A 26,506-nucleotide genomic window follows, 5' to 3' on the forward strand; every position below is an offset into this window, starting at 1 on the left:
ATTTAACTACAAACTTTTATGCAATTTATGCAAATAGCCAACCACAGACTTTAACACAATAAAGGAGTGCATCGAAAAAGTGTCCACTATTACTCAAGAATCAACTCAAGTCACTGCTGCAGAATATGTTCATTCCGTTTATGAATCGGTTATCGCCAGAAATCCGCAAGAACATGAATTCCATCAGGCTGTAAAAGAGATTTTGGACTCACTCATTCCTGTGATTGAAGCGCACCCGAAATACATGAACAACAGCTTGCTCGAACAGCTGGTTGAACCCGAGCGTGTCATTACGTTCCGCGTACCATGGGTCGATGACCAAGGCAAGGTTCAAGTGAACCGTGGATTCCGCGTACAGTTCAACAGTGCCATCGGTCCTTACAAAGGCGGACTGCGCTTCCACCCTTCCGTGTATTCCGGAATTGTGAAGTTCCTGGGCTTCGAACAGATTTTCAAAAATGCACTGACTGGACTGCCGATCGGCGGTGGTAAAGGCGGTTCCGACTTCGATCCCAAAGGAAAATCTGATCTGGAAGTAATGCGTTTCACGCAAAGCTTCATGACAGAGCTGTATAAATATATCGGTTCCGATACGGACGTACCTGCAGGCGATATTGGTGTAGGCGCGAGGGAAATCGGTTACATGTTCGGACAGTACAAACGCATTAGCAGCGGGCATGATGCAGCGGTATTAACGGGGAAAGGTCTGCTGTATGGGGGAAGCCTTGCTCGCAAGGAAGCTACTGGATTCGGTTGTGTGTACTTCGTGAACGAGATGCTGAAATCGAAAGGGCTGAGCTTCCAGGACAGCACAGTGGTTGTTTCCGGTTCAGGCAATGTATCCATTTACGCCATCCAAAAGGCTCAGGAGCTCGGCGCCAAGGTCGTGGCTTGCAGTGACTCGGGAGGATACATATACGATGCAGAAGGAATTAACCTGGATACCGTAAAACGATTGAAAGAAGTGGATCGCCTGCGGATCAGCGAATACGTCAAAGAGCATCCTCATGCGGTGTACACCGAGGGCTGTGCAGGTATCTGGTCCATCCCGTGCGATATCGCGCTGCCTTGCGCAACGCAAAATGAGATTGATGAACAGTCTGCTGAACTGCTCGTGCAAGGCGGCGTCAAAGCCATCGGTGAAGGAGCCAATATGCCTTCCACGCTTGCTGCAATCGATCTTTTCCTGAAAGAGGGCGTTCTGTTCGGTCCGGCGAAAGCAGCCAACGCAGGTGGAGTTGCAGTGTCCGCCCTTGAAATGTCTCAGAACAGCATGCGGTTGTCCTGGTCATTTGAAGAAGTGGACACGAAGCTGCATGAGATCATGCGGAACATTTACAACAGCTGTGTGGAGGCAGCGGATCAATATGGCTGTACTGGAAACCTTGTGGCAGGAGCCAACATTGCAGGCTTCCTGAAGGTAGCCGATGCCATGCTCGCTCAAGGCGTAGTCTAAGTTTTAATCAATTTGACCGTTCCACTTGAAGCGTGTGCACATCATAACTTTATTCATGAAGGACAGTTCTCCCTGAGGAGAGCTGTCCTTTTTCATCTTTTGAAATGATCGGAGCACCTCAGGCCACTACAGGATGAGAGGGTCCATGTGGTCCCGTTCTCCCTTACGCAAAAAAGCCGCCAAAATGGCGGCTATCACAGTCAATATGGTTTATGAACGAACGGTTTTCAGTGCCCCGCTCCAGGACAACACTTGGTCCAACATTCCGTTGAGATTGGTCAAGTGCAGATCAGCCGGTTTGAAGGTTCCGTTATCAAAATCGGTGAATAAAGAAAGTGCCGGGTGAACACGCACATCCGCAACCGACAGTTCTCCCAGAATACCGCGCAGATGTTCTGCCGCACGAGCACCGCCTACCGAGCCATAACTAACAATTCCTGCAGCTTTATCGTTCCAGGCTTCACGAGCATAATCCAGTGCATTTTTCAGTGATGCAGAGATGCTGTGATTATATTCCTGTACGATAAATACGAATCCATCGAGGCTCGCCAGCTTGGTGTTCCAGGCTGTAGCCTGTTCTGTTGCATCAGCTTCGCCCAATAGCGGCAGCTTATAATTGGCAATATCCACGATTTCATAGTTGGCATCACCGCGTGAATCAGCGATCTTTTTCACCCATTCTCCTACTTGCGGACTCAACCGACCTTCACGTGTACTCCCAAGAATAATCCCAATATTTAATTTCGACATCTTTGTTTCCTCCTCTTGTGTGTTGTTGTTAGTTTTACCGAATAACTTATCCATAAATCCCATATCTACACCATCCTGCATCCGTTTAATTGTTTGGCTTTTTATTGATAATAAGTTATATGGTTTAATTAGTCAAGTAACTTACATAAAGTTTGCAAATGTTTTTTTATCTCTACATATCATATCAATGCTGATTCCTATTTATGCTGCAATTCTGCCCTCCCATATGGAAACCTATAGGAATTGATCATATTTCAGTGTAATGGTAAAGTGATATTAACACTAAATATCCAGTTTTTTCATTTATCAAAGGAAGTGTACACATTGTCTAATCTATCCCACGGCAGTACGATGAGCCCTCATTTATACACGGACTGTGAGCAATGTTTCGGGCTGTGCTGCGTTGCCTTGCCTTATGGCAAGTCATCCGACTTTGCTTTTGACAAAGCCAGCGGCACCCCTTGCTCCAACCTGCGCTCAGACAATCGCTGCGGCATTCATACGCAGCTCCGGCAAAAGGGCTTCAAGGGCTGCACCGTCTATGACTGCTTTGGTGCAGGTCAGAAGCTGTCCCAAGTAACCTATGCAGGCAAGGATTGGCGGGATCATCCGGAATCGGCTGCCGAAATGTTCGACTGCCTGCCAGTCATGAGACAACTGCATGAGCTGCTCAGTTATATGAACGAAATGCTCATGCGTCCGGAAACCTCCTCTCTTCACGACGCCATCCGCAGTGTATACCAGGAGACGGAACGTTTAACCAATCTGGAGCCTTCCGCGATTCTGCGTCTGGATATCCCCTCTCAGCGGGCGATTGTGAACGATCTTCTGGTACAGGGGAGTGAACTGGTACGTGCACATGCGCCATCCAGTAGTCATGAACAAGGCAACTCCAAACGCAAAAAACTGAAAGGAAGAGACTTCTTGGGAGCCAATCTAAGAGGAGCTGACCTCCGGGGAGCAAGCTTTCGGGGCGCCTTAATGATTGCTTGTGACCTGCGCAATGCGGACTTAAGACATGCTGATCTGATCGGTGCCGACTTGCGTGATGCGGATCTGGGCGGAGCAGATCTGACCGGGAGCCTTTTTCTGACACAATCCCAGCTCAATGCAGCCAGAGGCAATTCCCGTACCAAACTGCCAGCACATCTCAACTTGCCTGAGCACTGGTTGTAACCATATCCTGCTGCTTCATAGTGGCTACAATAGAAACAGCCCGTCCCTCATAAATGAAGGACGGGCTGTTTCTATTTATTGCAATGATTAAATTGTTATATTTCAAACCTTACAGAAGATCGCGGCGAAGTTCCTCAGCGGATTTCGGGGACAGGTGACCAAGTGGAATATCAAATACGGTTTTGGCACCTTTATGTCCTTCCAAGCTCAAACGCTGTGCAGCCCGTGCATAAGCGACCAGTACACTAGCGGTGAATTCAGGGTTGCTATCGAGCTTCAGACCAAATTCCACAATTTGCTTTTGGCCTGTACCGGTAACACCACTACGAATAACAAATCCACCGTGCGGCATACCTTCATGTTCCGATTTAAGCTGCTCTTCAGTAATGAACGTTACCGTTGTATCGTAATCTGCAAAATAGTTCGGCATGGATACAATGGTTTCACGAATTTCATCCTGGTTAGCACCTTCTTCAGCCACGACATAGCATTGACGCAGGTGTTTCTCGCGTGTGGACAGTTCCGGTGTCTCGCCTGCGCGGATCCGGTTAATCACTTCTTCAACAGGTACAGTGTACTGAACACCTGCCTTAACCCCTGGAACACGGCGGATTGCATCGGAGTGACCTTGACTGACCCCTTTGCCCCAGAATGTGTACTCTTTACCCTCTGGCAGAATGGATTGGGCGAGCAGACGGTTCATGGAGAACAAGCCTGGGTCCCAGCCTGTGGAGATCACACTAACGTGACCGCCTTGCTCTGCTGCAGCATTCACTTCCGCGTAGAATTCAGGAATTTTCGCATGTGTATCGAAGCTGTCCACCGTATTGAACAACTTGGCAATGGCAGGTGTCTGCTCCGGAAGATCCGTTGCCGAACCGCCGCACAGAATCATGACATCAATTTTACCTATGTATTGCTCGGCAGCAGAGATGTGCTCAAAACGAGCTTCTGTACCTTCTGCAACCATCTGCTCCGGATTACGCCGTGTAAATACAGCAACAAGCTCCATATCCGGGTTTTGCACAATGGCTTTCTCCACGCCTTTACCCAGATTTCCGTAACCTACGATACCAACTTTAACCATGTTCGATCCTCTCCTGTCTTCTTCTATAGTTGCTTACTACTCTAGTATAAAGATATAACATACCATGTAACCTGTTAGGTTTCCAGTCGAAATCAAAAATACCTTGCACTAATGCAGCACCAAGCTGCTTTCATGCAAAGCATGAGCCATTCATTCCTATCCTGGACCTAGAAAAATAATCGAAACACATGAATGATGTAATCCGACTGTTCGGTAAAATGTGCTACAGATGCTGCATCTACTCTGGCTGTGAAGCACAAAAAAGATACGGTTAGAATCAAGAGAGAGAGTACACTGCTTGCCAGGAGCAAGGATGCGAACTTGGTGACGACCCTTAATTTTCTCATCCAATCTGCCTCCTGTTCGCTGTTTGTTTCGGAGATTATATGTTTCATTTGTGACCTGTGGATTCAGCCATGTCCAAAATGGCACCCGCAACGGCATACGGTTGACTGTTATGGATGTAATGTTTGGCGTGAGGAACTATCTGCTGTCTCCCCTGTACGGACCATGAGGCAAACTCGGCTTGATCTGCCTGCCATGCCCGGCTTCCCTCACTTGGTTGATCTGATCCGGCCGTAAGAATGGTTAGAGGAAAGGAAAATGGCTGTTTGTTCTCCAGCACACGGGCTGCGTTAACCTTGGAACGATGAAGCTCATCCATCACGTTGTCGTTGTACGCATGCTTCAGCGTCGAACGGGTAGCGGCCTTTTTCATTGGTTCTGCAACCAGGTCCGGGTCAATAACCAGCGTTGCCATCATCCGATCCGAATGCAGCAATGTTCGTGCAATACCGGTTTTCACCAGAAATCTTGCTGAATCGAAATACCAGTCTGGCGCATCCATCTCCGCCGTGCTGTAATATTCAGGACTACCCCCATCGATCATAACAATACCTGCCACTTCATCCGGATACATTTGTGCATATCGAATGGTCTCCAGAGATCCCAGGGAGTGACCCACCATAATGTACGGTGGTCGCTGACCGGATTTGCGCAGCAATTGATGCACTTCATCTACAACGGTATCGATGTCACGCGGCTGCTCTGTATAGTCGCTGTATCCATACCCGAATCGGTCATACACGGCAATTTTTACATGGGATTTCAGCTTGTCGTACAGCGGACTGAAATCCACGTAGGGATTCGGTGTTCCCCAGCCTGATGCAAGTACAACGGTCACGGATCCCTTCCCCGCCGAGTAGAGGTGCATATTACGTCCACTTACCTCATACAGCCTGCCAGGCGGCGTATATGACTTCATATCCTGTGCAGACTGATAAGCTTCGTAAGCCGTACCTGTAAGCAGCAGCAGACCTGTCGTCAGCATCAGGCCACCTAATACTTTCACCACTCTCCGTAAACCCTTGTTCATCGCTTCTCTACCCCTTACACGCTAATCTCATCTTCGTCTATGCCTTGCATAACGTTCCTATATGTATTCTTTAATCCTACCCAAGAACCGTTGTAACCGGAACAATCCGGGGTCCAGTTCTTCCCCCAACCAAAGTCCAGTTCATGACCTACCCTGCGGGCTGAGAAGGGACTGTCCAGCATTCTATTAGAGGGGATAGACAACCCAGTTCACACCAAAAAACCGCAAATTCCCGATGCATTATCGGAAACCTGCGGTTCTCACCTTACTCTATTATTCAGCCTATTCTGCGACTGCTACAGTTGCAGCGTTAATCCGACTGGACAGTGGTCACTGCCCATCACATGACAGTCGATGTTTGCATCTTCAACCAGTGGTGCCAGTTGATTGGACACGAGGAAATAATCGATACGCCAGCCCACATTCCGCTCCCGTACCTTTGGCATATAAGACCACCAGCTATACACGTCCGTGCGATCTGGATACAAATGCCGGAAGCTGTCCACATATCCCGCCGCCAGCAGTTCGGTCATTTTCCCCCGTTCTTCCAGCGTAAATCCGGAGTTGCCCATATTGGGCTTCGGATTCTTCAGGTCAATCTCCTGATGAGCCACATTCAGGTCACCACAGACAATGACCGGCTTGGTCTGCTCAAGCTGCAGGATATATTTCAGGAAACGATCCTCCCACTCCAGTCGATAAGGAAGACGGGTCAGATCACGCTTCGCATTGGGCGTATATACATTCACCAGATAAAAGCCGTCAAACTCCAGCGTAATCATCCGGCCTTCCGGTTCACTGTCTTCCTCCATCCCGTAGCGGACGGATAACGGCTTGACCCGGGTAAACACGGCGGTACCGGAATATCCTTTTTTGATGGCATAGTTCCAGTATTGGTACACATCTTCCCCGAGGTCCATCTCAATCTGCCCTGCCTGAAGTTTGGTCTCCTGCACACAGAAAATATCGGCCTGACTTTCCTTATAATAATCCATGAATCCTTTCGTAACGCATGCCCTTAACCCATTCACATTCCAGGACACCAGCTTCATATCCTCATCTCCTCACATCTCCCCAATATAGCATGGGCGAATTCATAAGGACAAGGTTATCCGCCTGGAAATGGGACGAGGGGTGCTCAAAGGCAGTTCCCGCTAGGTAAACAGCCACTCCAGCGCTTCGGGAAAGTGTTTGGCAAAGAACAGCATGTCATGTGTTCCTCCCTCTTCCTCCACGTAGTTCAACCGATCAGCGGGATATCCCTTTGCCAGAATCGCCCTGACCGCTGCACGCGTATAGTCCAGCATATGGGCCTGAATATTTGGTTTGTAGATCCCCTCCAGGCTGCCCACATACATATACAGCTTCAGCTCACTTCGATCAGACCAGGATTGCCCGGTCATGTAATCCAAAAATCCTTCGTACCACATCGAAGCAGACAGTGCCCCTACCTTGCCAAATACATGCGGGAATTCGGTGGCTGCATACAGGGAAATTAAGCCCCCAAGTGAACAACCCATGATCCCCGTATTCACTCGATCTGAAAATGTGCGGTAGTTCGAGTCCACGTGCGGTTTCAACTGATTGATGATCGTATCCAGATAGGTTCTGCCTTGCCCGCCAAAAGACGAAAACGAAGCCGTAAGGGCCGGCATTGGCCAAGGCGTATACTCATCGTTCCGATTATGGGGCTCAATGCCAACCAAAATCACTTCGGGCAGCCTTCTCGTTCGATAATAGTGATCCAGAAGATTACTGCAGACCTTGGCTACTGCTCCCCCATCCTGAATATATACGACAGGATAACGACCTCCATCGGCGTAGGAGGGTGGAAGAAGAAGATGAAGCGTCCAGCCGCCTACTGTCTCATGTATCCATTTACTCATGCTAGGATTCCTCTCCTCCAATGCGAATCCGGCCAATCACATCCGGTTTTTGAGCAGCAAAAATATAAAATACGGTACTCCGATAATGGAGATCACAATGCCTACGGGCAGCTCTGCCGGGGCAAATACGGTTTTGCCAATCAGATCACCCACGACGACCATGGCCATACCTACCAGCCCGGATACCGGAATGACCCGCTTATAATGAAGTCCCACCAGTCGTCTGGCAATGTGAGGAGCGATGAGTCCAACAAATCCGATACTGCCGGATACGGCAACACAGGCGCTGACCAGTCCCACACTGCCGAGCAGCAGCAGTCTTCTCTCCCGGTGCACATCCACGCCGAGCCCCTGACTGCTGGCCTCCTGCAGCTGCATTACATCAAGTACACGGGATTTCAGCCAAAGCAGTGGAATAAGCAGCACCAGCCAGGGTATCATGGCCGCAATGAAACGCCAGTTGGCATTATAGATACTGCCGGTCAACCAGACGGTGGCCATCTCAAAGTCCCCAGGGTTCATCTTCAGGGAAAGATAGAGCGTGATTGCACTAAAGCCCGAACCGATGGCAATCCCGACCAAGATCAGCCGCTGCGAATCCAGCTGTCCCCGCTCTTGGGCAAACCACAGAATAAGAGTTACCGCCACTAAGCCTCCGATCAGCCCAAACAGCGGCATGGCCATAATGGACAACCAGCCGGTCCCCGATATGGAACCCTGGAACAGAAGCATAAACAGCACCATGGCCGTTCCCGCTCCTGCATTGATTCCAAGCATGCCTGGATCAGCCAGCGGATTGCGGGCAATCCCCTGAATAACCGCCCCTGCAATGCCAAGTCCCAGCCCAAGCAGCAGGGCAATGACGATCCGCGGCAGCCTGAAGTCGAAAATAACCAGGTCATGTTCATGCACGGGGTCCAGCCGCATTAAGGTTTTGACTACCTCCATGACCGAGATATCGAACGTGCCGTTCGTCAGACTGATATACACTGCCGTTGCAATAATAGCTGCACATACGAATATAACGGCCCATAATCTTCCCCGCTTCCGTTCAGGCATGTTTTCCCCCTCCTTTGGTCTTGATCAGATAGAGGAAAAAAGGCACACCAAACAATGCGGTGACAACCCCAATCGGTGTTTCAAATGGTGAATTGATGAACCTGCTCAGAATGTCGCACCATGCCAGGAATATCCCGCCCAGAATGGCTGAACAAGGAACAACCCAGCGGTAATCCACACCGAAGAAAAAACGCGTGATGTGCGGTATTAATAAGCCGACAAATGCGATCTTCTCTGCCAATGCCACGGAAATCCCCGTTAAAATAACAACGCTCAGGATGGATAATGCCTTGACCCATGCGGTCCGCTGTCCCAGGCTTGTTGCAACGTCATCTCCCATGGACAGAATGGTAACGGACTTCGAAAGGATCAGCGCTAACGCCAATCCCACCACAGCAAAGGGAATAATCAGCTTGATCATGGTCGGATCCATCTGATGCAGTCTGGCGTTGTACCAGAAGCTGATGGTCTGGGAGACCTGATAGTAGGTCGCTACAGCCTGCGACACACCACCTAGAAACGTGCCAATAATCGTGCCCAGGATGGCAAGCCGCACAGGGGACATTCCGCCGGGCAGCAGCCAGGCAATGAAAAATACGAGCCCTGCTCCCAGAGCAGATCCCGCCAGGGAATAAAAAATAAGCCCAAGGGAAGACGTATTAGGCATAAATACCATGCATAGCGTGATTACAACGACCGACCCATCGGATACCCCCATAATCGAAGGGGAGGCAAGATAGTTTCTTGTCATCCCCTGCATGAGAGCGCCGGATACGGCCAAAAAAGCGCCGATCAGCAGAGCACCAATCACGCGTGGAAGCCGTGAAGACACAATGATCTGATGATCGATGCTGTTCGTGTCAAATTCAAAGATACTTGCAATGACCGTGGAAACATCAATATTTTGGGCTCCATACAGAATGGATGCCAGAATGGTGGCTGCAATAATCAGGGGTGCTGCTGCGAACAGCACCGCCGGATTCAATCTTCTTTTTTGCATGGATTATACACGCCTTGCTCTAATTATTTGGTTAGCTGCTCAACAGCGGCCTCCAGGAAATGAATTCGGCTCCACGCCGGACCTCCTTCGGCAAGCGGATCAATCACGTTAACAAACGCCTGATCATTTTGCAGGGCCTTCGTTTTCTGCAGAATCGGGTTATTCTTCAGATCTTCAAGCGCATTCGGCGTGTCTGCATTCTCTGTTGCTTCGAATTGAATAAACACCACATCCGGATTCATCTCGGCAAATTTCTCCACGGAGATTGCTTCCTGTGCTTTCGCTGCCTGAATCTCGGCAGGGACCTGGAATCCAAGGTCATTGTACAGGATCGGGTTCACGAAGACCGACTCGGGATATACATACATCTGTCCATTACGGATTCGGACCGCCACAACCTTTTTGTTCTGCAGTGTATCACCAAGCTCTGCCTGAGCCGTTGTCAGGGCTGCTCTGTATTGTTCAATCTCCTGTTTGGCCAACTCCTGCTTGCCTGTCAACTCAGCGAGCAGATTGAGATTGGCCTCCCAGTTCGTGGAAATGTGAGATACCTGAATGAACGGGGCAATTTTGCCGAGCTGCTCAGCCACTTCAGGCTTGAATTTGGTGGTGCCCAGAATAATATCCGGTTTCAGTGACAAGATGGTTTCAAAGTTTGGCTCAATCTTCTGTCCAATGGACTCTGCTTGATCGGTAATCGAGGTATACATCTCCGGGAACTTCCCGCCGAAGGTGATTGCACCTATAGGGTGTACGTCCAATACCAACGCATCTTCCATCGCTTCCATCGAACCGGTGATTACGATTCGTTGAACATCCGTTGGCACCTTATATTCCTGATCCAGATATTGAATGGTTCTTGTTCCTTCTGCTGCTTCGGTTGTTTCCGTTTCACTACTCGCTGCCGTACTTTCGGCCTGAGCTGAATTTTCCGTTCCTCCTGCTGTATCTTCCTGATTACCGCATGCCGCCAGAACAGTCAGCATACAGATCAATGCCAGCAGCAACCCCAGTTTTTTCTTCATCTCTGGTGATCCCCCTTCAATAGTTCCATTCTCTAATTGAGAATAATAATCATTATTGAATGATAAACAAGAATGACAAACAGGACCATGGACTCTGTCCTGAATCCCTATGGATTATTTACCGAAGCAGATTCATCATGTCATCCACCATTCGTTCATTGGATACAGGGGAATTTTCAAGCCAAGGGTCAGCCGTAATGATATACAGACGGTTATTCTGCACCGCCTTGATGTTTTGCCATAGGGATGTTTTCTGCACATCCTCCCATACGGATAATGTTTCACTCTCCTGACACACCATCAGGAAAATGCAATCCACCTTCATGGCGCTTAATTGTTCCAGGCTAATGGGTTCGTTGTATACCGCGCCCTGTGGACTCGAATAGGCGGATCTAACCCCCAAATCACCATAGAAAACCTCCGCCATGGAAGGTGAGCTGTACCGGGTGAACTGCTGTTTCAGCAGGCGTACAACTACAGCTGTGCCATTACCGAGTTCCTGCTGCACCAGCACCTTAGCCTGCTGGACCTTGAGGTCGTAGCTTGCCAGCCAGGCTTCGGCATCCTGCTTAACCCCCACCTGCGCAGCCAGCGTCTGCAGCTGTACGCGCCAAGAATGCTCCGAAGCTGCAATATACTGCACAGGCGCAATCTCTTCTAGCCGTTTCCTCTCTTCAGGCCGCAAATGGTCATAACTGATAATCAATTCGGGTTGATGCTCCTGCAGAGCCTGGATTTTGGATTCCCATTCCACGTCCAGACGATAGGCACTAAGGTGCACCGGGATGTCCTTCCCGAACATGCGATAGTAATAGGCCGTCCATTTGGGGTGCAGCGGGGCAGCATACGGAGTCATGTTCAGCGCCAGCAAATGTCCCGTCACCCCAATATGATAGGCTGCAATTTTACGGCGACGGCTGTTCATATATACCGAAGGGGATACGCCTACGATTTTTTTGAATTTGCGACTAAAGTAAAACTCATCCTGATACCCGACCTGATGGGCGATGTCACGCAGACGCAGATCCGTGCTGGCCATGAATTGCTTCGCCCGGTTGATCCGGAGTCCTGATATGTAGTCAGTGGTGCTCATTCCATATCTTCGTTTGAACAAGTCCACGTAATATTTCGGGCTGAGTCCGGCCATGCCTGCGAGAAGCTCCACCGTCAGATTCTCATTGGAATGTTCATCAATGTATTCTTTGGTACGCTGAATCAACATTTGCGAGTCTTCCTTGAGTGGTGTGTGAGCCTCTGTAACGTGAACCAGGAACTGCAGGAATTCCAGATAAGCATGGTAACGGCCCATCGGCTTGCCGCTGTGCCAGAAGTTATTCATTTCTTCACAACGGAAAGCCAGCTGCAAGGTGGAAGCGACAGCCAGTTCCCTACCAGATCGAAACAAAGGTGTGTCTTTAATGAGACGCAGCGAACTTGTGTCTTCTTGGTCTTCCTCATACAGATCGAAGCGGACCAGCGTTACTTCAGCGCCTTCTTCTCCAAAAGATGCCAAGCCAAACGTCGATTCAGGCACACATGAATATACGCCTTGTGCCCTAATGTTCACAGAACGGTGATCCAGGGTTAATAAAGCTTCACCACCTGTAACCAACACCAATATATAAGACGATGTATGCTGCTGGGGCAGCACCCAACCTGTTGTGGATTTGATTTTCTCAATATCTCGTATTTTCAAAGTCAGACGATCGAGCGGATATTCGGAACCCACCAGGCGATCCTTGTGAAAGTTTTGGGAAATCATCTATATTCCTGCCTCCATTTGATAACCATTCTCATTTACTCGTTTTAGTATATCAAATTTACGCAGGATGTCGCACGACCTTCTCAGGATCGACACATTCGAAAAAGTAATGATCCACTATCCTCTGGAGGCAAACCGGATTGCCCTGCTCATCAATATCGGCAGTACCGAAATATGACCTTCATCTTCAAAGCATGTAAACTCAGCACTGAAGTCCTCAAGTCCGGTCTGGCCCAGCCAATGTGCGAGCTCCCTGGAACGGCCCACTACTCCGCTCGGGTGGCTTCCTTCCTGCTCCCCTGCTGTGATTAAAACATGCATCTCCTTCCCGCAATTCTCCGCGCGCGAGACCCATGACGCTCTCTGCTGCACAATCCAAGCAGAATTCCAGTGGATGGACGGACTGCCTGCGATGTAATAGCGAAACGTTCCGGGATTGCCCAGCAGCATCTGCAATACCAATAACCCGCCGAGGGAGTGACCTACGATGGATTGCCTGCTGCGATCGATGGAATACTTCTCCTCCACCTCCGGCTTCAACTGTTCTTCAATAAAATGCATGAACGCTTCTGCCCCTCCATGTTCAGGCCAGCTTGCGCCATCCGGTCTTCGAGGCAAGTCCACTTCCGGAACCGGCATCATGAAATCGTAGTATCTTTCTGGTGGGAAGGGCTGCTTAGCCTCGTAACCAATCCCGACAATCACTGCAGGGACCACTCCCGTTTTGTCCGAACGAGCGGATTGTACGCGCATGGCCTCCACCATGGTACCGAACACGGCATTGGCATCGAGCAAATAGATCACGGGATATCCACTGGAAGGGGGAGCGATCTCCGGAACAAAAACATTAATTACATAATCGCGTCCACTCCGTTCAGCACGTAACTTATATACAGATGTCCCCGGCAAGATCACTCCCGGACCCATGCCATCTTGATTTATGACCTGTTTCATTGACGATTCCTCCTTGTTGTTAATGTAGTAACTTTTGATTATATCCAAGGCCCTTCCATCCTTCCATGGACGATCTCCCCGTCTGATATGGATAATGCACCGTTCATGCAGGGTTCCCAAAAAAACGAAAAAAGACCGGAACATGGTCCGGTCTTCGTTCGGCCGCGAAGAGGCGCGGCCTTTAGACTATTTGAATCCTTCCAAGTTGTGTTTCCTATACCTCGCTCTTTAACTTGGAGAACACCGCAAGATCGATGTACCGTCCCTTTTCAAACTCATGCTGCCGCAGCAGACCTTCCTGTTGAAAACCAAGCTTATGCAGCAGCCCGATCGAGGCCACATTCTTCGGTTCCACTCTCGCTTCAATCTTGTTCAGTTGCATGTTCATGAAGCCAAAATGCAGTACGGCACGTGCTACCTCAGTCATGACGCCCTTCCCCCAATACTCGGGATGCAAATCGTATCCGATCTCTGCACGGTTATGTACTTCTTCTCTATTGAGGAACCCACAGGTCCCCACCACCTTACCCGATTCCACATCTTCAATCATCCAGCGCAGACCGGACTGCTCTCTGAAAATCTTCGTATACCAACCGATCTCATCCATCGCATCGTTCACACTCTCAAAAGGCGTAAACGGCATGAATTCCACAACCGTCTCATTGGAATACAACGCCAGAACATCCAAGACATCCTGTTCAGCAGCGGCTCGCAGGTTGAAGCGGTCGGTCTTAAGCACAGGGAATTCGTCAAACACAAACGGGGTATTCATGGATCGTCTCCTTTAAGCCAAACTGTCATCAAACTCTATTTATCCATATCCATATGTTTCCTATCCATTGTACCAAAATCATGAAAAAAAGACCCCTTTATTGCACAGCAGATGATAAAAAAACAATCACCGTACTGTTCAAAAAGGAGTCCTACTGCACACGTTTAACCGTGCCTATTCACACTTGATGGTTATTCGATTACAACCCATGGGTATTGGGACGGCTTATCAAATAGAAGTCGTATTCGATCAGGTGCACAACCTTCCTCGTCAAATACGAGCAGTTCATTCTCGTCCTGGAGCCAGGAAACAGGAACCTTGTAATCTTCCTGCGGACCAATCTGCCAATATCGGCCCAGATGATGTCCGTTCAGATGGAGTGTTCCCTTGCTCATTCCAGTCAGCCGAACCATCAGATTCACTTGGTAATGTTCCGGTACATCAGACCGCGAGAACTTCCAACGGTACCACACCGGCTGGCCATAGGAACGATCAATCAGCGGACTGGCCATACGATTGCCACTATACTGAACGTCATCATTGGTTTCCATCGGATCAGCCGATCCATTGAATGTACCGAGCGTTTCCCACTGCTTAGGAAGCAGTGCTTCGTTGCCAGCCATGCGCCAATCTGTCAGCTCATCTGCATTTCGGTACAGAATAAGCTCTAATCGGTTCAGAGGGCTGCTGCTGTAAGGCATCTCCAGTGTGTTGACTTCACCTGGTTTCAAATAGAGTGACAGATCCACCGTATGGAATGAAAACCAGTCCTGATATCCTTCGAGCGGTACATCAATGCCATTGATTCGCAGCCCTTTGCTTACCGCTCCAACGAGAATAGCACGGTCCATGCCATCCAGCATGATACTCCGGCTGAGAAGTGGATGTTCCTCCAGATGATTCACTTCATCCAGATGAACAATTCCACTTGCTGCCTGCCAGTCCCGCCGGATATCCTGTACGGTGCCGCCAAGATATACAGGGCCTGCCAATCCTTTGCTCTCTCCCAGATGTGGGGAGAAATTGAGCCTTCCCATGTGCTGGATCAGGATCTGGAGCCTGTTCGTTCCTTTCACAGTCCTCACCGGGATAGCTGCCGCACCAACCTGTCTTACCAGCGCCTGTTCCACGCCACCTACGTACACTCTGGCCGTATCCTGAAGATTCGGCAGAATGAGATTGCGCGTACCTCCTTCCTCACTATGGAAGTCGCATTCATAGAGCAGATATCCGTAATCCTGCCTGTACTCAGCGAAGTGTTCCGGCTGACCGCTTGGTGATTGCGCCGCTGCTTCCAACTTTATACGTGATACGTCTGGGGATTCAGACAACCTTGGAGGCATCGGCAGCACTGGCAGCTGATGATGGTGATTGCCCTTCGTCTCATGGTAATTCTTCGTATCCTCCGCACGACCGGACTCCACTGCGACATCCGGTTGGATGAACTCGCGTCCAGTCAACATCTGTTCACCACAGGGCCAGCCACCGAGCAGCATCATGGACCGGTCCGGATCGGAGATCATGCCCTTGACCTGCCCGGATGGCAGAATGTCAACATCATCCAACCCAATCACATAACGCAGTTGTTCCTGATCCGCGCCTTCAATTCTCCAGGTTCTGTCCATCGCTTCACTGTCCAGTACAATGATGCGGAGCGGGACACCGCCAGCCTCCAGACGAATCGTCCCGGGTTCACGGAAATGGAACAAATCCAGGCGCCGGACATCACTTTCCGGATCGTGATCCAGGAGCAGCTGCATGCTGCTGCTTATCACTCGCAGGGACGGAGCTTCCAGTTCCACAACCGAACGCTGTCCCGTATCTCCCACAATGAACAACGTTCGTTCACCATTCACCATTTCGTTACCTGTAATCCACACACCACCAGTCAGGAAAACATCATCTGCAATCCGAATTCGGTCAAAAACCGGAACGATCTGCCCAGGGTCCAAAGCAACAGGAAGGGTCCGTCCTTCCTCCAGCGTAATGGGCAGCGTCTGCCGTTCATCCAGGTGACTCTCCAGGAACCAGACCGTCTGGTCGCCAGAACGCCGTCCTCGTATAGAGATCCCTTTGGGATAGCGCGGGCTAATCTCTACTTCCAGGATCTCTTCAGATTCCATGAGAAACGCTCCGAACGCATTCACGAAATAGGACCACTTCTTGGTCACCGCGTACTTCGGCGTCACACGCCCGTATTCATTCAGCGGTGCATCGTAGTCATACGAAGTGACCATGAATATATCGCTGCTGCCCACGGTTCTTCCGCCATATCCGCCAAAGTTGGTCCCTCCATAGAACATATAATGGCTGATCCCGGTGTACCCGGCACGGAGAACTTCCATCAGCCGCTTTTCCAGTAATGGCGCCGTTTTCTGAATGGCAGATGGCCCGCCCCAGTTCTCGAACCAGCCGGTCCAAAATTCCGTGACCATCTTCGGCGTATCCGGCTGTTTCTCACGCAGCTTCGCATAATGCCCGTCAGCACCTGACCAGAAGTTGGCCCCTTCGATGGTCCCCTCTGCACCCCCTACACAGGTAATGAGCGGAACTTCGATACCCCGCCGCAGCAATCCATCCCGGAGGCGGATCATATGGTCGCTTGCTGCGGCGTCATCCATCAGATACCCGTATTCGTTCTCCACCTGGACAAGAATGACACTGCCTCCAGTGGATACCTGGCGCTCACGGATGACCAGTATAATCCGGTCGAAGTACAGGTCCACATAGTGCAGATAGGTTTCGTTGTTTTCACGGAATTTCACGTTTGGCTTCGTTTCCAGCCAGTACGGAAATCCGCCAAAATCCCATTCTGCACAGATGAACGGGCCTGGACGTGCAATGACCCACATACCCAGTTCGGCACACAGATCCAGGAAAGCTCCACAGTCACGATCTCCTTCGAAATTCCATTGTCCTTCCTCGGGTTCATGTACGTTCCAGGCAAAGTACGTATCGATACAGTTCATGCCGGCCAGTTTGGCCTTAACTAATACCTCACGCCACTCTGCCCTCGGCATCCGGAAGTAATGAATCGTTGCACTGTTCAAAAATACGCGTTGTCCATTCCACATGAAGCTATGCCGGTCATAACTCCATTCCGAAGTAACACGGTTGTCAGCCCCAGGTTCTGTAATCTTCTCCTGCTCATGAAGCAAAAGGGATCGTTTCTCTTTCAATGCGTTCCCCTCCTTCTTAAATGTTTGAGTTCATATGTCATTCGTCTATTCCTAATCCACCGAATGGGTCTGCGTCTGTTCGATCTACTATTCCGCCTTCAACGTTACACCTTCCAGAACGACGGTGGTCACGGAATTGTCCGCCACAGGCACTTCCACTCCATTGGCATACACCGGAATGTCCTCAAGCTGATCCATATTCCGATCCGGTGAGGTCTGGTACACCTGTGCCGTAGATGAATTCCCAATATCAAAAGACTGTAAATCAAACGCCTTTTTCCCGGCAGACAGTTCATTGCGGATAACCAGCACCAATCTCTGACGCTCTGCGTCATAGGCGGCCAGCGTACGTCCATCATCAGTCGGTATAATCTGCGTACCCGGACGAATGTACTTGGTGAACTGGGCCATGCCGTAATACTGTTTGGTCATCTCAAACTGCTCATCCCCGTTAAAATTGGCATGGATGAATCCCCAGTTATTATTCGCACCTTCATCTTCAACCGCCTGCCAGTAGACCCAAGCAGAAGGCTGCATGATTTTCAGATCAAACATGATCCGCTCCGCCAGTTCCTGCACGGATGTCATATCTTCGTGATGATGAGGTTCACTGCCTCCCGTGCCATACTCGGACATCCACAATTTCTTGCCGTGCCGCTCGGCCAGCGTGCGCAGTTCCTCCATTTTGCTTCCATTATAAGAATGGGTGTTGATCTGCGCGATCACATCCAGCGTATCCTGATCATAGATGCTGAAGTTGTGTACGGTTTCATCAATACTGTTGTCGTCCGCAGCACTGATAACCGTACCATCCAGTCCCTTACTCTTCAGCGATGCAGCCACCTTCTTGATGATCTCGGCCTGCTTGTCGTTGCTGAAGTGACTGCCTTCCTGCATGTTGCCTTTTTTCCACCAGTCCGAGGAAGGTTCATTCAGGGGATCAAGCGTCCGGAACGTAATGCCCCACTCATCCCGGTAATGCTTCACCACTTCGGTCAAATAATCGGCAAAGGCGTCATACTGATCCTCACGCAGATTATTGCCGCCGTCTACAGCACCCGTTACCGATCCACTGATTGTCATCCAATACGGTGGTGAGTTGGAGAATGCCTCAGCGATGTTAACTCCGCGTTCCAGGGAGCCCTGCAATACCGACCGCTGCCCTGCATCCGCCTCCCAATCCCACACGCCCGGTTCAGGCTGGAAGCCGGGAACATCACCGCCAGGGCGAAGCGCCTTCATTTCCGGGTTTTCTTCTCCGCCGATATTGTAACGGACGATGTTCAGTCCCAATCCCTTTTCTGCATCAAAGACCAGATCCATGACTTCATCGACCTTCGACTGATCCTTCCACCCCCCCAGATCGTTGGCCCACCATGCAAGCGACGTGCCCCATCCTTCAAAATGGTCATAGGACTGTTCCAGTTGCAGACGTACCGGCTCACCCTCAAATGCGAGCATCTTGGATTTTTCATTGGCAAATTGATTCACGATGATTCCTCCTCCCGCCAGAAGCAAAATCAGGGCCATACCGATCAGGGTATAGCTCCTGTTGCGGCTGCTGCGCTGTTTGTTATCCGCCATGGTTCACCCAATTCCTTCTCCATGCATGAACATGACATCCACTGATTTTCACGACAGGTTCAATCATTGTACGTACCTCCCGTTACTTGATTCCGCTGCTGCCCCCGCTAATGTTGGCTTCATAGACATAACGCTGTCCGAACAGATAGACCAGTACCATCGGAATGGTTAAGAACAAGGAAGCAATCATGACCAGGTTCCAAGGAGGCATCTGCCCGCCGCCAACGGTAGTCAGGAGCTGAACGCCAAGCGCGAGCGGCATTTTCTCCGGATCATTGATATAGATGAGCGGCCCCATGAAGTTCCCCCAGTTATAGGAAAACGAGAAAATGGCGATGGCCGCCAGGATGGGGTACGTCAGCGGCATGATGATCTTCCAGTAGATACCCGGATGTCCCATACCATCGATCATCGCGGCTTCATCCAGTGATTTCGGAATACTCATCACGAACTGACGGATCAGGAATACGTTGAACGCTCCTGCGAAGAAGCTCGGTACGATGAGCGGATAAAATGTATTGATCCAGTCCAGATGACGGAAGATGATGAACTGCGGCACCATGGTGACCTCACCCGGAATCATCATTGTGCTTAGGAGGACGATAAACAGAAACCGACTGCCTTTGGCCTTGATGCGAGCGAAGCCGTAAGAAACGATGGAAGCCGACAGGACCGAGCCCACGATGGTGAATATGGTGATGATGATTGAATTTTTCAAATAGGTGCCCAGGTTGTTGTTGGTGAAGATCGTGTAGAAGTTCGACCATTGAAACTCCAGCGGCACAAATGTAAAGGCTGACTTCACCGTGGTTGCGTCACTCGCCAGTGCGATCGAGATCATGTACAGGAAGGGCGAAGCAAGCAGCACCCCGACCAGAATCAGAAATATGTAGGATATCGTTTTCTCCACAGTGGATGGATTACTCATTCGCTTTTCCCTCCTCGTAGTGCACCCATAGTGCCGATGAACGGAACACAACCAGGGTGAGTGCCATGATGATAATGAACAGCACCCAGGCTATGGCTGAGGCGTAGCCCATTTTGTAAAACTGGAATGCATTCTGGAACAGGTAGGGAACGACCATCTGGCTCGCATTGTCAGGGCCGCCCGCTGTAACAATGAACACCTGTGCGAACGTCTGCAGTGCCCCGATCATCCCAGTAACCAGATTGAAGAATATGACGGGCGTGAGCATCGGAAAGGTAATATGGAAGAAGGACTGTGTGCTCTTCGCTCCGTCAATGGCAGCAGCCTCGTACAGCTCCTGGGGAATACCCTTCATACCCGCCAGCAGCAGTACCACGCCACCCCCAACGCCCCAGAGGGACATGAGAATCAATGCAGGTTTGACCCAGTTCGGATCGAGCAGCCAGGCTGGACCCGGAATGCCGAAGATGGACAGAGCCTTGTTAATCAACCCTTCGGTCGGTGCCAGCAAATGAATGAAGAGCAGCGAGCTTGCTACGACCGGTACGACTGACGGCAGATAGAACAAGATGCGAAAAAAGGTAATACCCTTGATTTTTTTATTCAGATAATAGGCGATCCAGAGGGAAATCGACATGCCCAGTGGAATGGATATCAAGGCATAGAAGAACGTATTGCCCACGGACTTCCAGAACAGTGGATCATCGGTGAGCAGCGTTTTGTAGTTGTCGAACCCGATAAATTCCGGGGTCTGGAACAGATCCCAGTTGGTGAAGCTCATATAGATGGAAAACAGGATCGGACCCAGGGTAAGCCCCAGGAAACCGATCAGCCAAGGCGAGATGAAGAGATAAAACCATTTCCCGTCTTTTTTTCTCACGTTAAGCCCTCCCCATGACGTAGAGAGCAGATGGAGATCCGCACAAGTTCATGTGCTGCGCTCCATCTGTCCCCCTGTCCATGCTATTTGTAGAGTCGTTCCAGCCCACTCTGAATTTCGGTTACCGTATCATCCAGTGAAGCCTTGTTGTTGAAGTAGACGCCAAGCTTGTCATTGATCAGTTTCATCATTTCGTTCCATTGCGGGTTGAATGGTTCTGCATAAATCGTCGATTCGCTGAACGCAGCCATGTTGATCTTCTTGCCGCCATATTCGGCATTCAGGAATTCATCGCTGGACAGTCCCGCCTTCGTAGCCGGTGCATCCTGCCCTGCCTTGATCATCGGCATCTGTGCCTCAGGTGTCGTCAGTGCTTCAATAATCTTGAATGCTTCCTCCTTGTGTTTCGATGCATTCGTGATGGTGAAGCCGTTGAAGAATGCGTTCGTCTCACCCCATACCGGGGAGATGTCCCAGTTGATGCCTTCCACCTTAGCCAGTGAACCGATGTTCCAGAAGCCGGTTGTTTCCATCGCGATTTTGCCCTGAGCGAACAGCGGGTCTGCACCGATATTGCCCATATCGGCAATCTCCGTCGGCGTCGGTCCAGCACCGTGCGTGAAGATCAGGTCATTCATGAATTGCAGCGCATTACGCACCGGTTCCGTGTTGAAGGTTGGCTTGCCGCTCTCGTCGAACAACGACCCGCCGTTCTGGTAGATCAGCTGCATCCACTGCGGCCACCAGCTTCCCGGGTAGTACCCCCATTGAACCGTCTTGCCGTTCTCCTGTACCGTCAGCTTCTTGGCTGCTTCGAGCAGGTCTTCCTGGGTCCAGTCCTTGGTTGGGTATTCCACCCCGGCCTTGTCGAACAGATCCTTGTTATAAAAGAGTACCATCGCGCCTGCGCGGTCCGGCATGCCGAACTGCTTGCCGTCGTATTTCATGAGGTTCGCGATGTCATCGGAGTATCGCTCTGACATGTTGACATTGTTCGCCTGGATCATCTCATCCAGCGGAATGATCTGATTTTTGGAGGCGTACGCCTGATAATTCTCGGCAATCATCATGATGTCGGGCGCAGTTCCCCCGGCGATCATGGTCTGTACCTTTTGGTCATAATCCCCTGCAACCACGTTAAGCTTCACGTTAATATCGGGATAGGTCTGTTTCACAATGTCGAGTCTCTCCTGGTAAATCTTCTTCTCATCCTCCGAACCCCAGATCGTCATGCTCAGATCAACCTTGCCTCCGGCCCCGCCAGCTGAATCGCCGCCGTCTCCGCTGCTGCAAGCTGTCAGAACCACAACCATAACCAACATCAATAACGAAATGACCTTTAAACTTCTTCTCATACGGTACGCCCCCTCGAAATAATGAATGGATGACCACACTGAAACCCGTTTCATGAAATGGGTTTCATAAAGCTTAAAACTAAAACCCATTCCACTTCATGAAAGGGGTTTCATTTACGGACTCATTATATTTCACCTTTCGAGGGAATGTCAACGCTTTCTTTTCCAGATGTCCGTCCCTTTATCACTTGGCAGGACCGGTGCTCTGACGGATGATCAGCTCCGGCTGCAGCACGGTTTGCTTCTTCGCTTGTCCCTGATTAATCAGCTCGTGCAGCTTATCCACCGCCAGCTTGCCAAGCTGATACGTATTCTGTGACACGGTCGTCAGTTCCGGAATAACCGCACTGGCCAGCGGCGTATCATCGAATCCCACGATGGAAATATCCTGCGGAATGGACAGACCATGTTCAATCGTTGCCTTGATCGCACCAATGGCGGTGTAATCATTCACACAGATGACGCCTGTCGGTGGATTGTCCTGCTCCAGCAGCTTGGACATCTCCCGTTTGCCGTCATCGATGGAGAAACTGCCGAGCAGCTGGCGTTCTTTCGGAATTTCGAGTCCATGCTCCCGCAGTTTTTTCTGCACGGCCTTGACCTTGACCATTGTTGTGGACAGTTCTCTCAATCCGCCTACAAAAGCGATATCCCGATGTCCCAGTTCCAGCAAATGTTCCGCAGCGAGTACAGCTCCTGCCGCTTCATCCGTGTAAACCCGGTGGAAACCTCCTTTGGGAATATTGCCATTGACCAATACAATCGGCATGCGTTTGCCCATGTCGATCAATTCCTGAGCCATGTCGTCCGGACAATGCTGCATGTTGATTCTTCCCCCGAGGAAAATAATGCCATCCACCCGCTTTTCGCGCAAAATGGACAGATACTCGGACTCCCGGTTGTAATCCCCCGCCGTATTGCACAGAAAGAACGTGTATCCCAAGCCGCGTGCCTCATTCTCGGCACCCCAGAATACTTCCGGGAAGAACGGATTGGTAATGTCCGGAAGGATGATGGCAATCGTGCCCGTCTCTTTCTTGATCAGGCTTCGTGCCTGCGCATTGGGCTGGAACTGGTGCTTCTCGATAATCGACATGATCTTCTCCCTCGTGCTTGCCCGCACGGGTGCCGTATCGTTGAGCACTCGGGAGACGGTCGCAACAGATACGTTCGCTTCTTTCGCGATGTCATAAATGGTGATCGGTGTCATAAGTGGAACCTTCCTTTGTCTCTAATTTTCCTGCTTATCATACCAGATAAGGATGAGCGATGTAATGGGTTTCACGCTGATGCATCAACCTCGTGTCAAAATAAACAGCTTGCTGTCGGCATTCACGATCTGCGTACCGTTGTTCAGCTGCACAAGGGACGTATCCCAGTGGGTATGTCCGCAAAAGACGACCGTCTCCGGCCCGGCCTCCAGGGCCTGCCGGATCAGCGGTTCGCCCTTGAGCCCAAGCTCGGGAATGCCCGGGCTCTGGTGCAGCAGCAAGCAATCCGGCTGCTGCTTCAGCAGCTTGTTCAGGGATTGCAGGTAGTGCTTCTCCGGCAGCCGGTTCGGCTTGTCCGGCCTGCCGATAATGCCGCCCAGGCCAGCGATGCGCAGCAGCTGTGACTGGGCGGCAGCATGCGATGCAGGGCCACCTGGTGGCGGGCCTGCGTTAATGACGGCTGGGACATCCATATAGTGGATGCCCTTGCCGCTGTGCAGCCGATGAGCGCCTGCTTCATCGGTGAGATCATGGTTGCCGTCCACGCCGGCAACCCAGCCGAAGGCTTCCCGGAAGGCAAGCCAGACGGGAACCGGATTGCCGCTTGCTCCCCTTTTGCCGCGCCGGGCATACAGGTCTCCGCACAATAACACTCCCACACGATCCGGATCAACCTCCGGCCATTCCACCTCCAGCAGCAGTCGTACATGAGCGGGCAGCATCACACCGAGCAATGCATCCATGTCGGATTCAGCCGCTGCATCGGCTGTCATCGTGTGCGTTTCCATCCGGGGCACAGGCACAATGCCCTGCAGATCCGAAGCCACAATAAGTGCATCTATACCCTCCGGCAGCCCGGAAACCGTACCATGATATATGGGCAGCTGTGCCTCTGCGACCTCTCCCCCGGGGATGGCATTCAGGTAATCATACGGTTCGATCGGCTGGTCGTTCAGCTTCAAGATTTTCATGCAAATTTGCCTCCTTCGCTGACGAAAAATGTCCGTGTTTTTGTATAGAAGTCCTCTAAACTGCTATTAGGATTTATGTATGACTTCCAAGCTTGTACATGGAGCAAATTCATCTTCATTTTTCCTTGATTTTGCATGGATACTCCTTCTATTTTACATCACTCGCCCATATATTAGATTGTAAGCGAATTCATATGGTGATTAGAGGAGTGTGAACTTACGTTATGATCATTCAGGTCAGCCCGCTGGCAGAATCAAGACTTAACGCGATGCTGGGAGATCGGCCAGGCTATTTAAAGCTGTTTTATGACACCGATGGATGCGGATGCGATGGCACTGCAGTCCTCTTGATCGTTAACGAACCGGATAGTGATGACATTCCGATTGAATCCGGTGCGCTCCCTTTTCTCATCAACAAACAGCAGCAGATATATTTCGAGTCCAACTTGCGTCTGCAATCGGAGAACAGCTTCCCTTCTTACCGGCTGACCAGTGATTCCATGATCTACGGCAGCCATGTCAAGGTCCATGATCTTCGGGATACGGCCAACTCTTCACCCGAGCCGCTCAGTTGGTTCGTCCGCTGATTTATTTTACTACGCTTAACCACATATGCAAAAGCCGGCACTCCCATTGGAGCGACCGGCTTTTGTTATGGAAGGCATGGAATATCTATGCTTTATCGAATTTTCCTTTATTGTAATACCTTCCTCCTCCAAGCTGCCTCTTGACCAAACTCGCTTTCGCGTCTACATTATCATGTAAGCTAATTAAGCCTAATCAATCCGCGAGAGGAGGAGCTCTTATCACAACATTCTATGACGTTATTATCGTTGGAGCAGGCTCCATGGGGATGAGTGCAGGTTATTATCTGGCACGAAACGGGCTAAAAACCCTGATGATTGATGCTTTTGATCCCCCACATACCGAAGGGAGCCATCATGGAGAGTCGCGATTGATTCGCCATGTTTACAGCGGGGGACCTGATTACATCGCGATGGCGCTTCTTGCCCAGAATTTATGGCAGGAGCTGGAGGATATAACGGGTAATAATCTATTTGTTCGTTCAGGAGTCATCAACCTGGTTGATCCAGAATTTCATACGTTTCGCGACCGGTTGACTCATGCAGATGATGCCGGAGTCCGGTATGAGATGCTGCGTGCAAATGAGGTGATGAAGCGCTGGTCAGGGATTACCATACCTGAACATTATGAAGGCATGTACGAACCGGATGCTGGTTATCTGTTCAGTGAACGCTGCATTCAGACGTATCGGCAAGCCGCAGAACAAGCGGGAGCCACGCTGCTGACGCATACTCCTGTGGAACATGTCGAGTGCGGACCTCAGTCCGTATCCGTAAAAACCGCTGGAGGAGATACGTATCACGCAAGTAAGCTCATACTCAGCGCAGGTGCCTGGTTTCAGACATTGAAACCGTTTGTGAATCTCCCGATCCGGGCCGTTCGCAAAACGGTAGGATGGTTCGATGCACCGGAAGCATTGTTCGGCGAAGAACATTTCCCTGGTTTCACGATATCCGAACGGGAAGGGATCTATTACGGATTCCCCAGCATCGGCGGAGCCGGCGTGAAGATTGGCCGTCATGATACAGGACCTACATGGACGCCAGGAGAAGCACAGACACCGTTCGGAACGGATGAAACCGACGAGGGTGAACTGCGGAGACTGCTTGAGCTTCGCATGCCACAGGCTGCAGGCCAATTGAAACGTGGCAGTGTATGCAAATACGAAATGACGCCTGACGAGGACTTTATTATTGATCGTCACCCGCTGCATGAGCATGTTTGGTTGGCAGGCGGATTCTCGGGTCACGGATTCAAATTCGCAAGCGCAATTGGCCAAATCCTGTCCGATTTGGTCCAGACAGGACATTCGGATCAGGATATTGGACGGTTTGCCCTGTCCCGATTCGCCAAGACCGGCATCTCATCATCCCTATAAATTCAAAAGACGTGCAGGGACATCATCAATCTCTATCGTTTGGCGTCCTTGCACGTCTTCTTTACGAACACTTTTAATATCAAAAAATGATTCTTGTGATACTTGCTTAAAGCAGATAGGTTATTTCATTTTA

At 50.5% G+C, this 26,506-nt stretch carries 23 protein-coding genes; 4 read left to right on the forward strand and 19 right to left on the reverse strand.

From position 1 onward, the window contains the following. Window positions 1–79: 79 nt before the first annotated feature. Entirely contained in the window at window positions 80–1,456 is a 1,377-nt protein-coding gene (gene gdhA, locus AC3RCI_RS21940; RefSeq protein WP_154896187.1) for an NADP-specific glutamate dehydrogenase, read from the forward strand. A 210-nt stretch (window positions 1,457–1,666) separates the two neighbouring features. Here the strand turns inward: gdhA and AC3RCI_RS21945 are convergent, their stop codons facing one another. Then, window positions 1,667–2,206, reverse strand: a complete 540-nt coding sequence (locus AC3RCI_RS21945) for an NADPH-dependent FMN reductase (protein WP_492526395.1) — start codon at window positions 2,204–2,206, stop codon at window positions 1,667–1,669. 351 nt (window positions 2,207–2,557) lie between these two features. Between AC3RCI_RS21945 and AC3RCI_RS21950 the strand changes: the two genes are divergently transcribed. Next, window positions 2,558–3,382 carry a pentapeptide repeat-containing protein gene (locus AC3RCI_RS21950; protein WP_492529969.1) on the forward strand — a complete coding sequence of 275 codons (825 nt, stop codon included), beginning with the start codon at window positions 2,558–2,560 and terminating at the stop codon, window positions 3,380–3,382. Between the two features lie 109 nt (window positions 3,383–3,491). Here AC3RCI_RS21950 and AC3RCI_RS21955 read toward each other — a convergent pair whose 3' ends face one another. The 18 genes from AC3RCI_RS21955 to AC3RCI_RS22040 form a co-directional block, all read right to left on the reverse strand. Then, window positions 3,492–4,469, reverse strand: coding sequence for a diaminopimelate dehydrogenase (locus AC3RCI_RS21955; RefSeq protein WP_127538775.1), 978 nt, complete (start codon window positions 4,467–4,469; stop codon window positions 3,492–3,494). Between the two features lie 167 nt (window positions 4,470–4,636). Beyond that, the gene (locus AC3RCI_RS21960) at window positions 4,637–4,816 is read right to left on the reverse strand and encodes a hypothetical protein (protein ID WP_336780402.1); all 180 of its coding nucleotides are present in this window, start codon (window positions 4,814–4,816) and stop codon (window positions 4,637–4,639) included. A gap of 44 nt (window positions 4,817–4,860) precedes the next feature. Beyond that, entirely contained in the window at window positions 4,861–5,844 is a 984-nt protein-coding gene (locus AC3RCI_RS21965) for an alpha/beta fold hydrolase (protein ID WP_492526397.1), read from the reverse strand. Window positions 5,845–6,140: 296 nt separating this feature from the next. Further along, the gene (locus AC3RCI_RS21970; RefSeq protein WP_336780400.1) at window positions 6,141–6,896 is read right to left on the reverse strand and encodes an exodeoxyribonuclease III; all 756 of its coding nucleotides are present in this window, start codon (window positions 6,894–6,896) and stop codon (window positions 6,141–6,143) included. Between the two features lie 102 nt (window positions 6,897–6,998). Beyond that, a complete protein-coding gene (locus tag AC3RCI_RS21975; protein WP_492526399.1) occupies window positions 6,999–7,730 on the reverse strand; it encodes an alpha/beta hydrolase in 732 nt (243 codons plus the stop codon). A 36-nt stretch (window positions 7,731–7,766) separates the two neighbouring features. After that, entirely contained in the window at window positions 7,767–8,789 is a 1,023-nt protein-coding gene (locus tag AC3RCI_RS21980; protein WP_492526400.1) for a FecCD family ABC transporter permease, read from the reverse strand. Further along, window positions 8,782–9,789, reverse strand: a complete 1,008-nt coding sequence (locus AC3RCI_RS21985) for a FecCD family ABC transporter permease (RefSeq protein ID WP_492526402.1) — start codon at window positions 9,787–9,789, stop codon at window positions 8,782–8,784. Before AC3RCI_RS21985 ends, AC3RCI_RS21980 begins: the two co-directional genes overlap by 8 nt. A gap of 23 nt (window positions 9,790–9,812) precedes the next feature. Then, entirely contained in the window at window positions 9,813–10,814 is a 1,002-nt protein-coding gene (locus AC3RCI_RS21990; RefSeq protein ID WP_492526404.1) for an ABC transporter substrate-binding protein, read from the reverse strand. A gap of 118 nt (window positions 10,815–10,932) precedes the next feature. Then, window positions 10,933–12,576 carry an AraC family transcriptional regulator gene (locus tag AC3RCI_RS21995; RefSeq protein ID WP_492526406.1) on the reverse strand — a complete coding sequence of 548 codons (1,644 nt, stop codon included), beginning with the start codon at window positions 12,574–12,576 and terminating at the stop codon, window positions 10,933–10,935. Window positions 12,577–12,693: 117 nt separating this feature from the next. Then, window positions 12,694–13,530: an alpha/beta hydrolase gene (locus AC3RCI_RS22000; RefSeq protein WP_492526408.1), complete on the reverse strand. Its 837-nt coding sequence runs from the start codon at window positions 13,528–13,530 to the stop codon at window positions 12,694–12,696. Between the two features lie 214 nt (window positions 13,531–13,744). Then, complete coding sequence (locus AC3RCI_RS22005; protein WP_492526410.1) at window positions 13,745–14,302, reverse strand: GNAT family N-acetyltransferase; 558 nt, start codon at window positions 14,300–14,302, stop codon at window positions 13,745–13,747. Between the two features lie 191 nt (window positions 14,303–14,493). After that, on the reverse strand, window positions 14,494–17,481 hold the full coding sequence (locus AC3RCI_RS22010; RefSeq protein ID WP_492526411.1) for a beta-galactosidase: 2,988 nt from the start codon (window positions 17,479–17,481) through the stop codon (window positions 14,494–14,496). An 87-nt stretch (window positions 17,482–17,568) separates the two neighbouring features. Further along, window positions 17,569–19,065 (reverse strand): glycoside hydrolase family 30 protein, encoded by a 1,497-nt coding sequence (locus AC3RCI_RS22015; RefSeq protein ID WP_492526413.1) that lies wholly within the window; start codon window positions 19,063–19,065, stop codon window positions 17,569–17,571. A gap of 82 nt (window positions 19,066–19,147) precedes the next feature. Further along, window positions 19,148–19,993 carry a carbohydrate ABC transporter permease gene (locus AC3RCI_RS22020; RefSeq protein ID WP_492526414.1) on the reverse strand — a complete coding sequence of 282 codons (846 nt, stop codon included), beginning with the start codon at window positions 19,991–19,993 and terminating at the stop codon, window positions 19,148–19,150. Further along, window positions 19,986–20,873, reverse strand: a complete 888-nt coding sequence (locus tag AC3RCI_RS22025; protein ID WP_127538764.1) for a carbohydrate ABC transporter permease — start codon at window positions 20,871–20,873, stop codon at window positions 19,986–19,988. The genes AC3RCI_RS22020 and AC3RCI_RS22025 overlap by 8 nt, the downstream gene beginning before the upstream one ends. 83 nt (window positions 20,874–20,956) lie before the next feature. Continuing rightward, window positions 20,957–22,228 (reverse strand): ABC transporter substrate-binding protein, encoded by a 1,272-nt coding sequence (locus AC3RCI_RS22030; RefSeq protein WP_336780390.1) that lies wholly within the window; start codon window positions 22,226–22,228, stop codon window positions 20,957–20,959. Between the two features lie 184 nt (window positions 22,229–22,412). Next, window positions 22,413–23,438, reverse strand: a complete 1,026-nt coding sequence (locus tag AC3RCI_RS22035) for a LacI family DNA-binding transcriptional regulator (protein ID WP_492526416.1) — start codon at window positions 23,436–23,438, stop codon at window positions 22,413–22,415. Between the two features lie 84 nt (window positions 23,439–23,522). Then, window positions 23,523–24,410: a metallophosphoesterase family protein gene (locus tag AC3RCI_RS22040; protein ID WP_492526418.1), complete on the reverse strand. Its 888-nt coding sequence runs from the start codon at window positions 24,408–24,410 to the stop codon at window positions 23,523–23,525. A 224-nt stretch (window positions 24,411–24,634) separates the two neighbouring features. Between AC3RCI_RS22040 and AC3RCI_RS22045 the strand changes: the two genes are divergently transcribed. Together AC3RCI_RS22045 and solA are read left to right on the forward strand one after the other, a co-directional pair. After that, entirely contained in the window at window positions 24,635–24,997 is a 363-nt protein-coding gene (locus tag AC3RCI_RS22045; RefSeq protein ID WP_095289646.1) for an iron-sulfur cluster biosynthesis family protein, read from the forward strand. A 218-nt stretch (window positions 24,998–25,215) separates the two neighbouring features. Further along, window positions 25,216–26,373: an N-methyl-L-tryptophan oxidase gene (solA, locus tag AC3RCI_RS22050; protein ID WP_492529971.1), complete on the forward strand. Its 1,158-nt coding sequence runs from the start codon at window positions 25,216–25,218 to the stop codon at window positions 26,371–26,373. The last annotated feature ends 133 nt before the right edge of the window (window positions 26,374–26,506 follow it).

The organism is Paenibacillus sp. MT124, assembly GCF_058792755.1.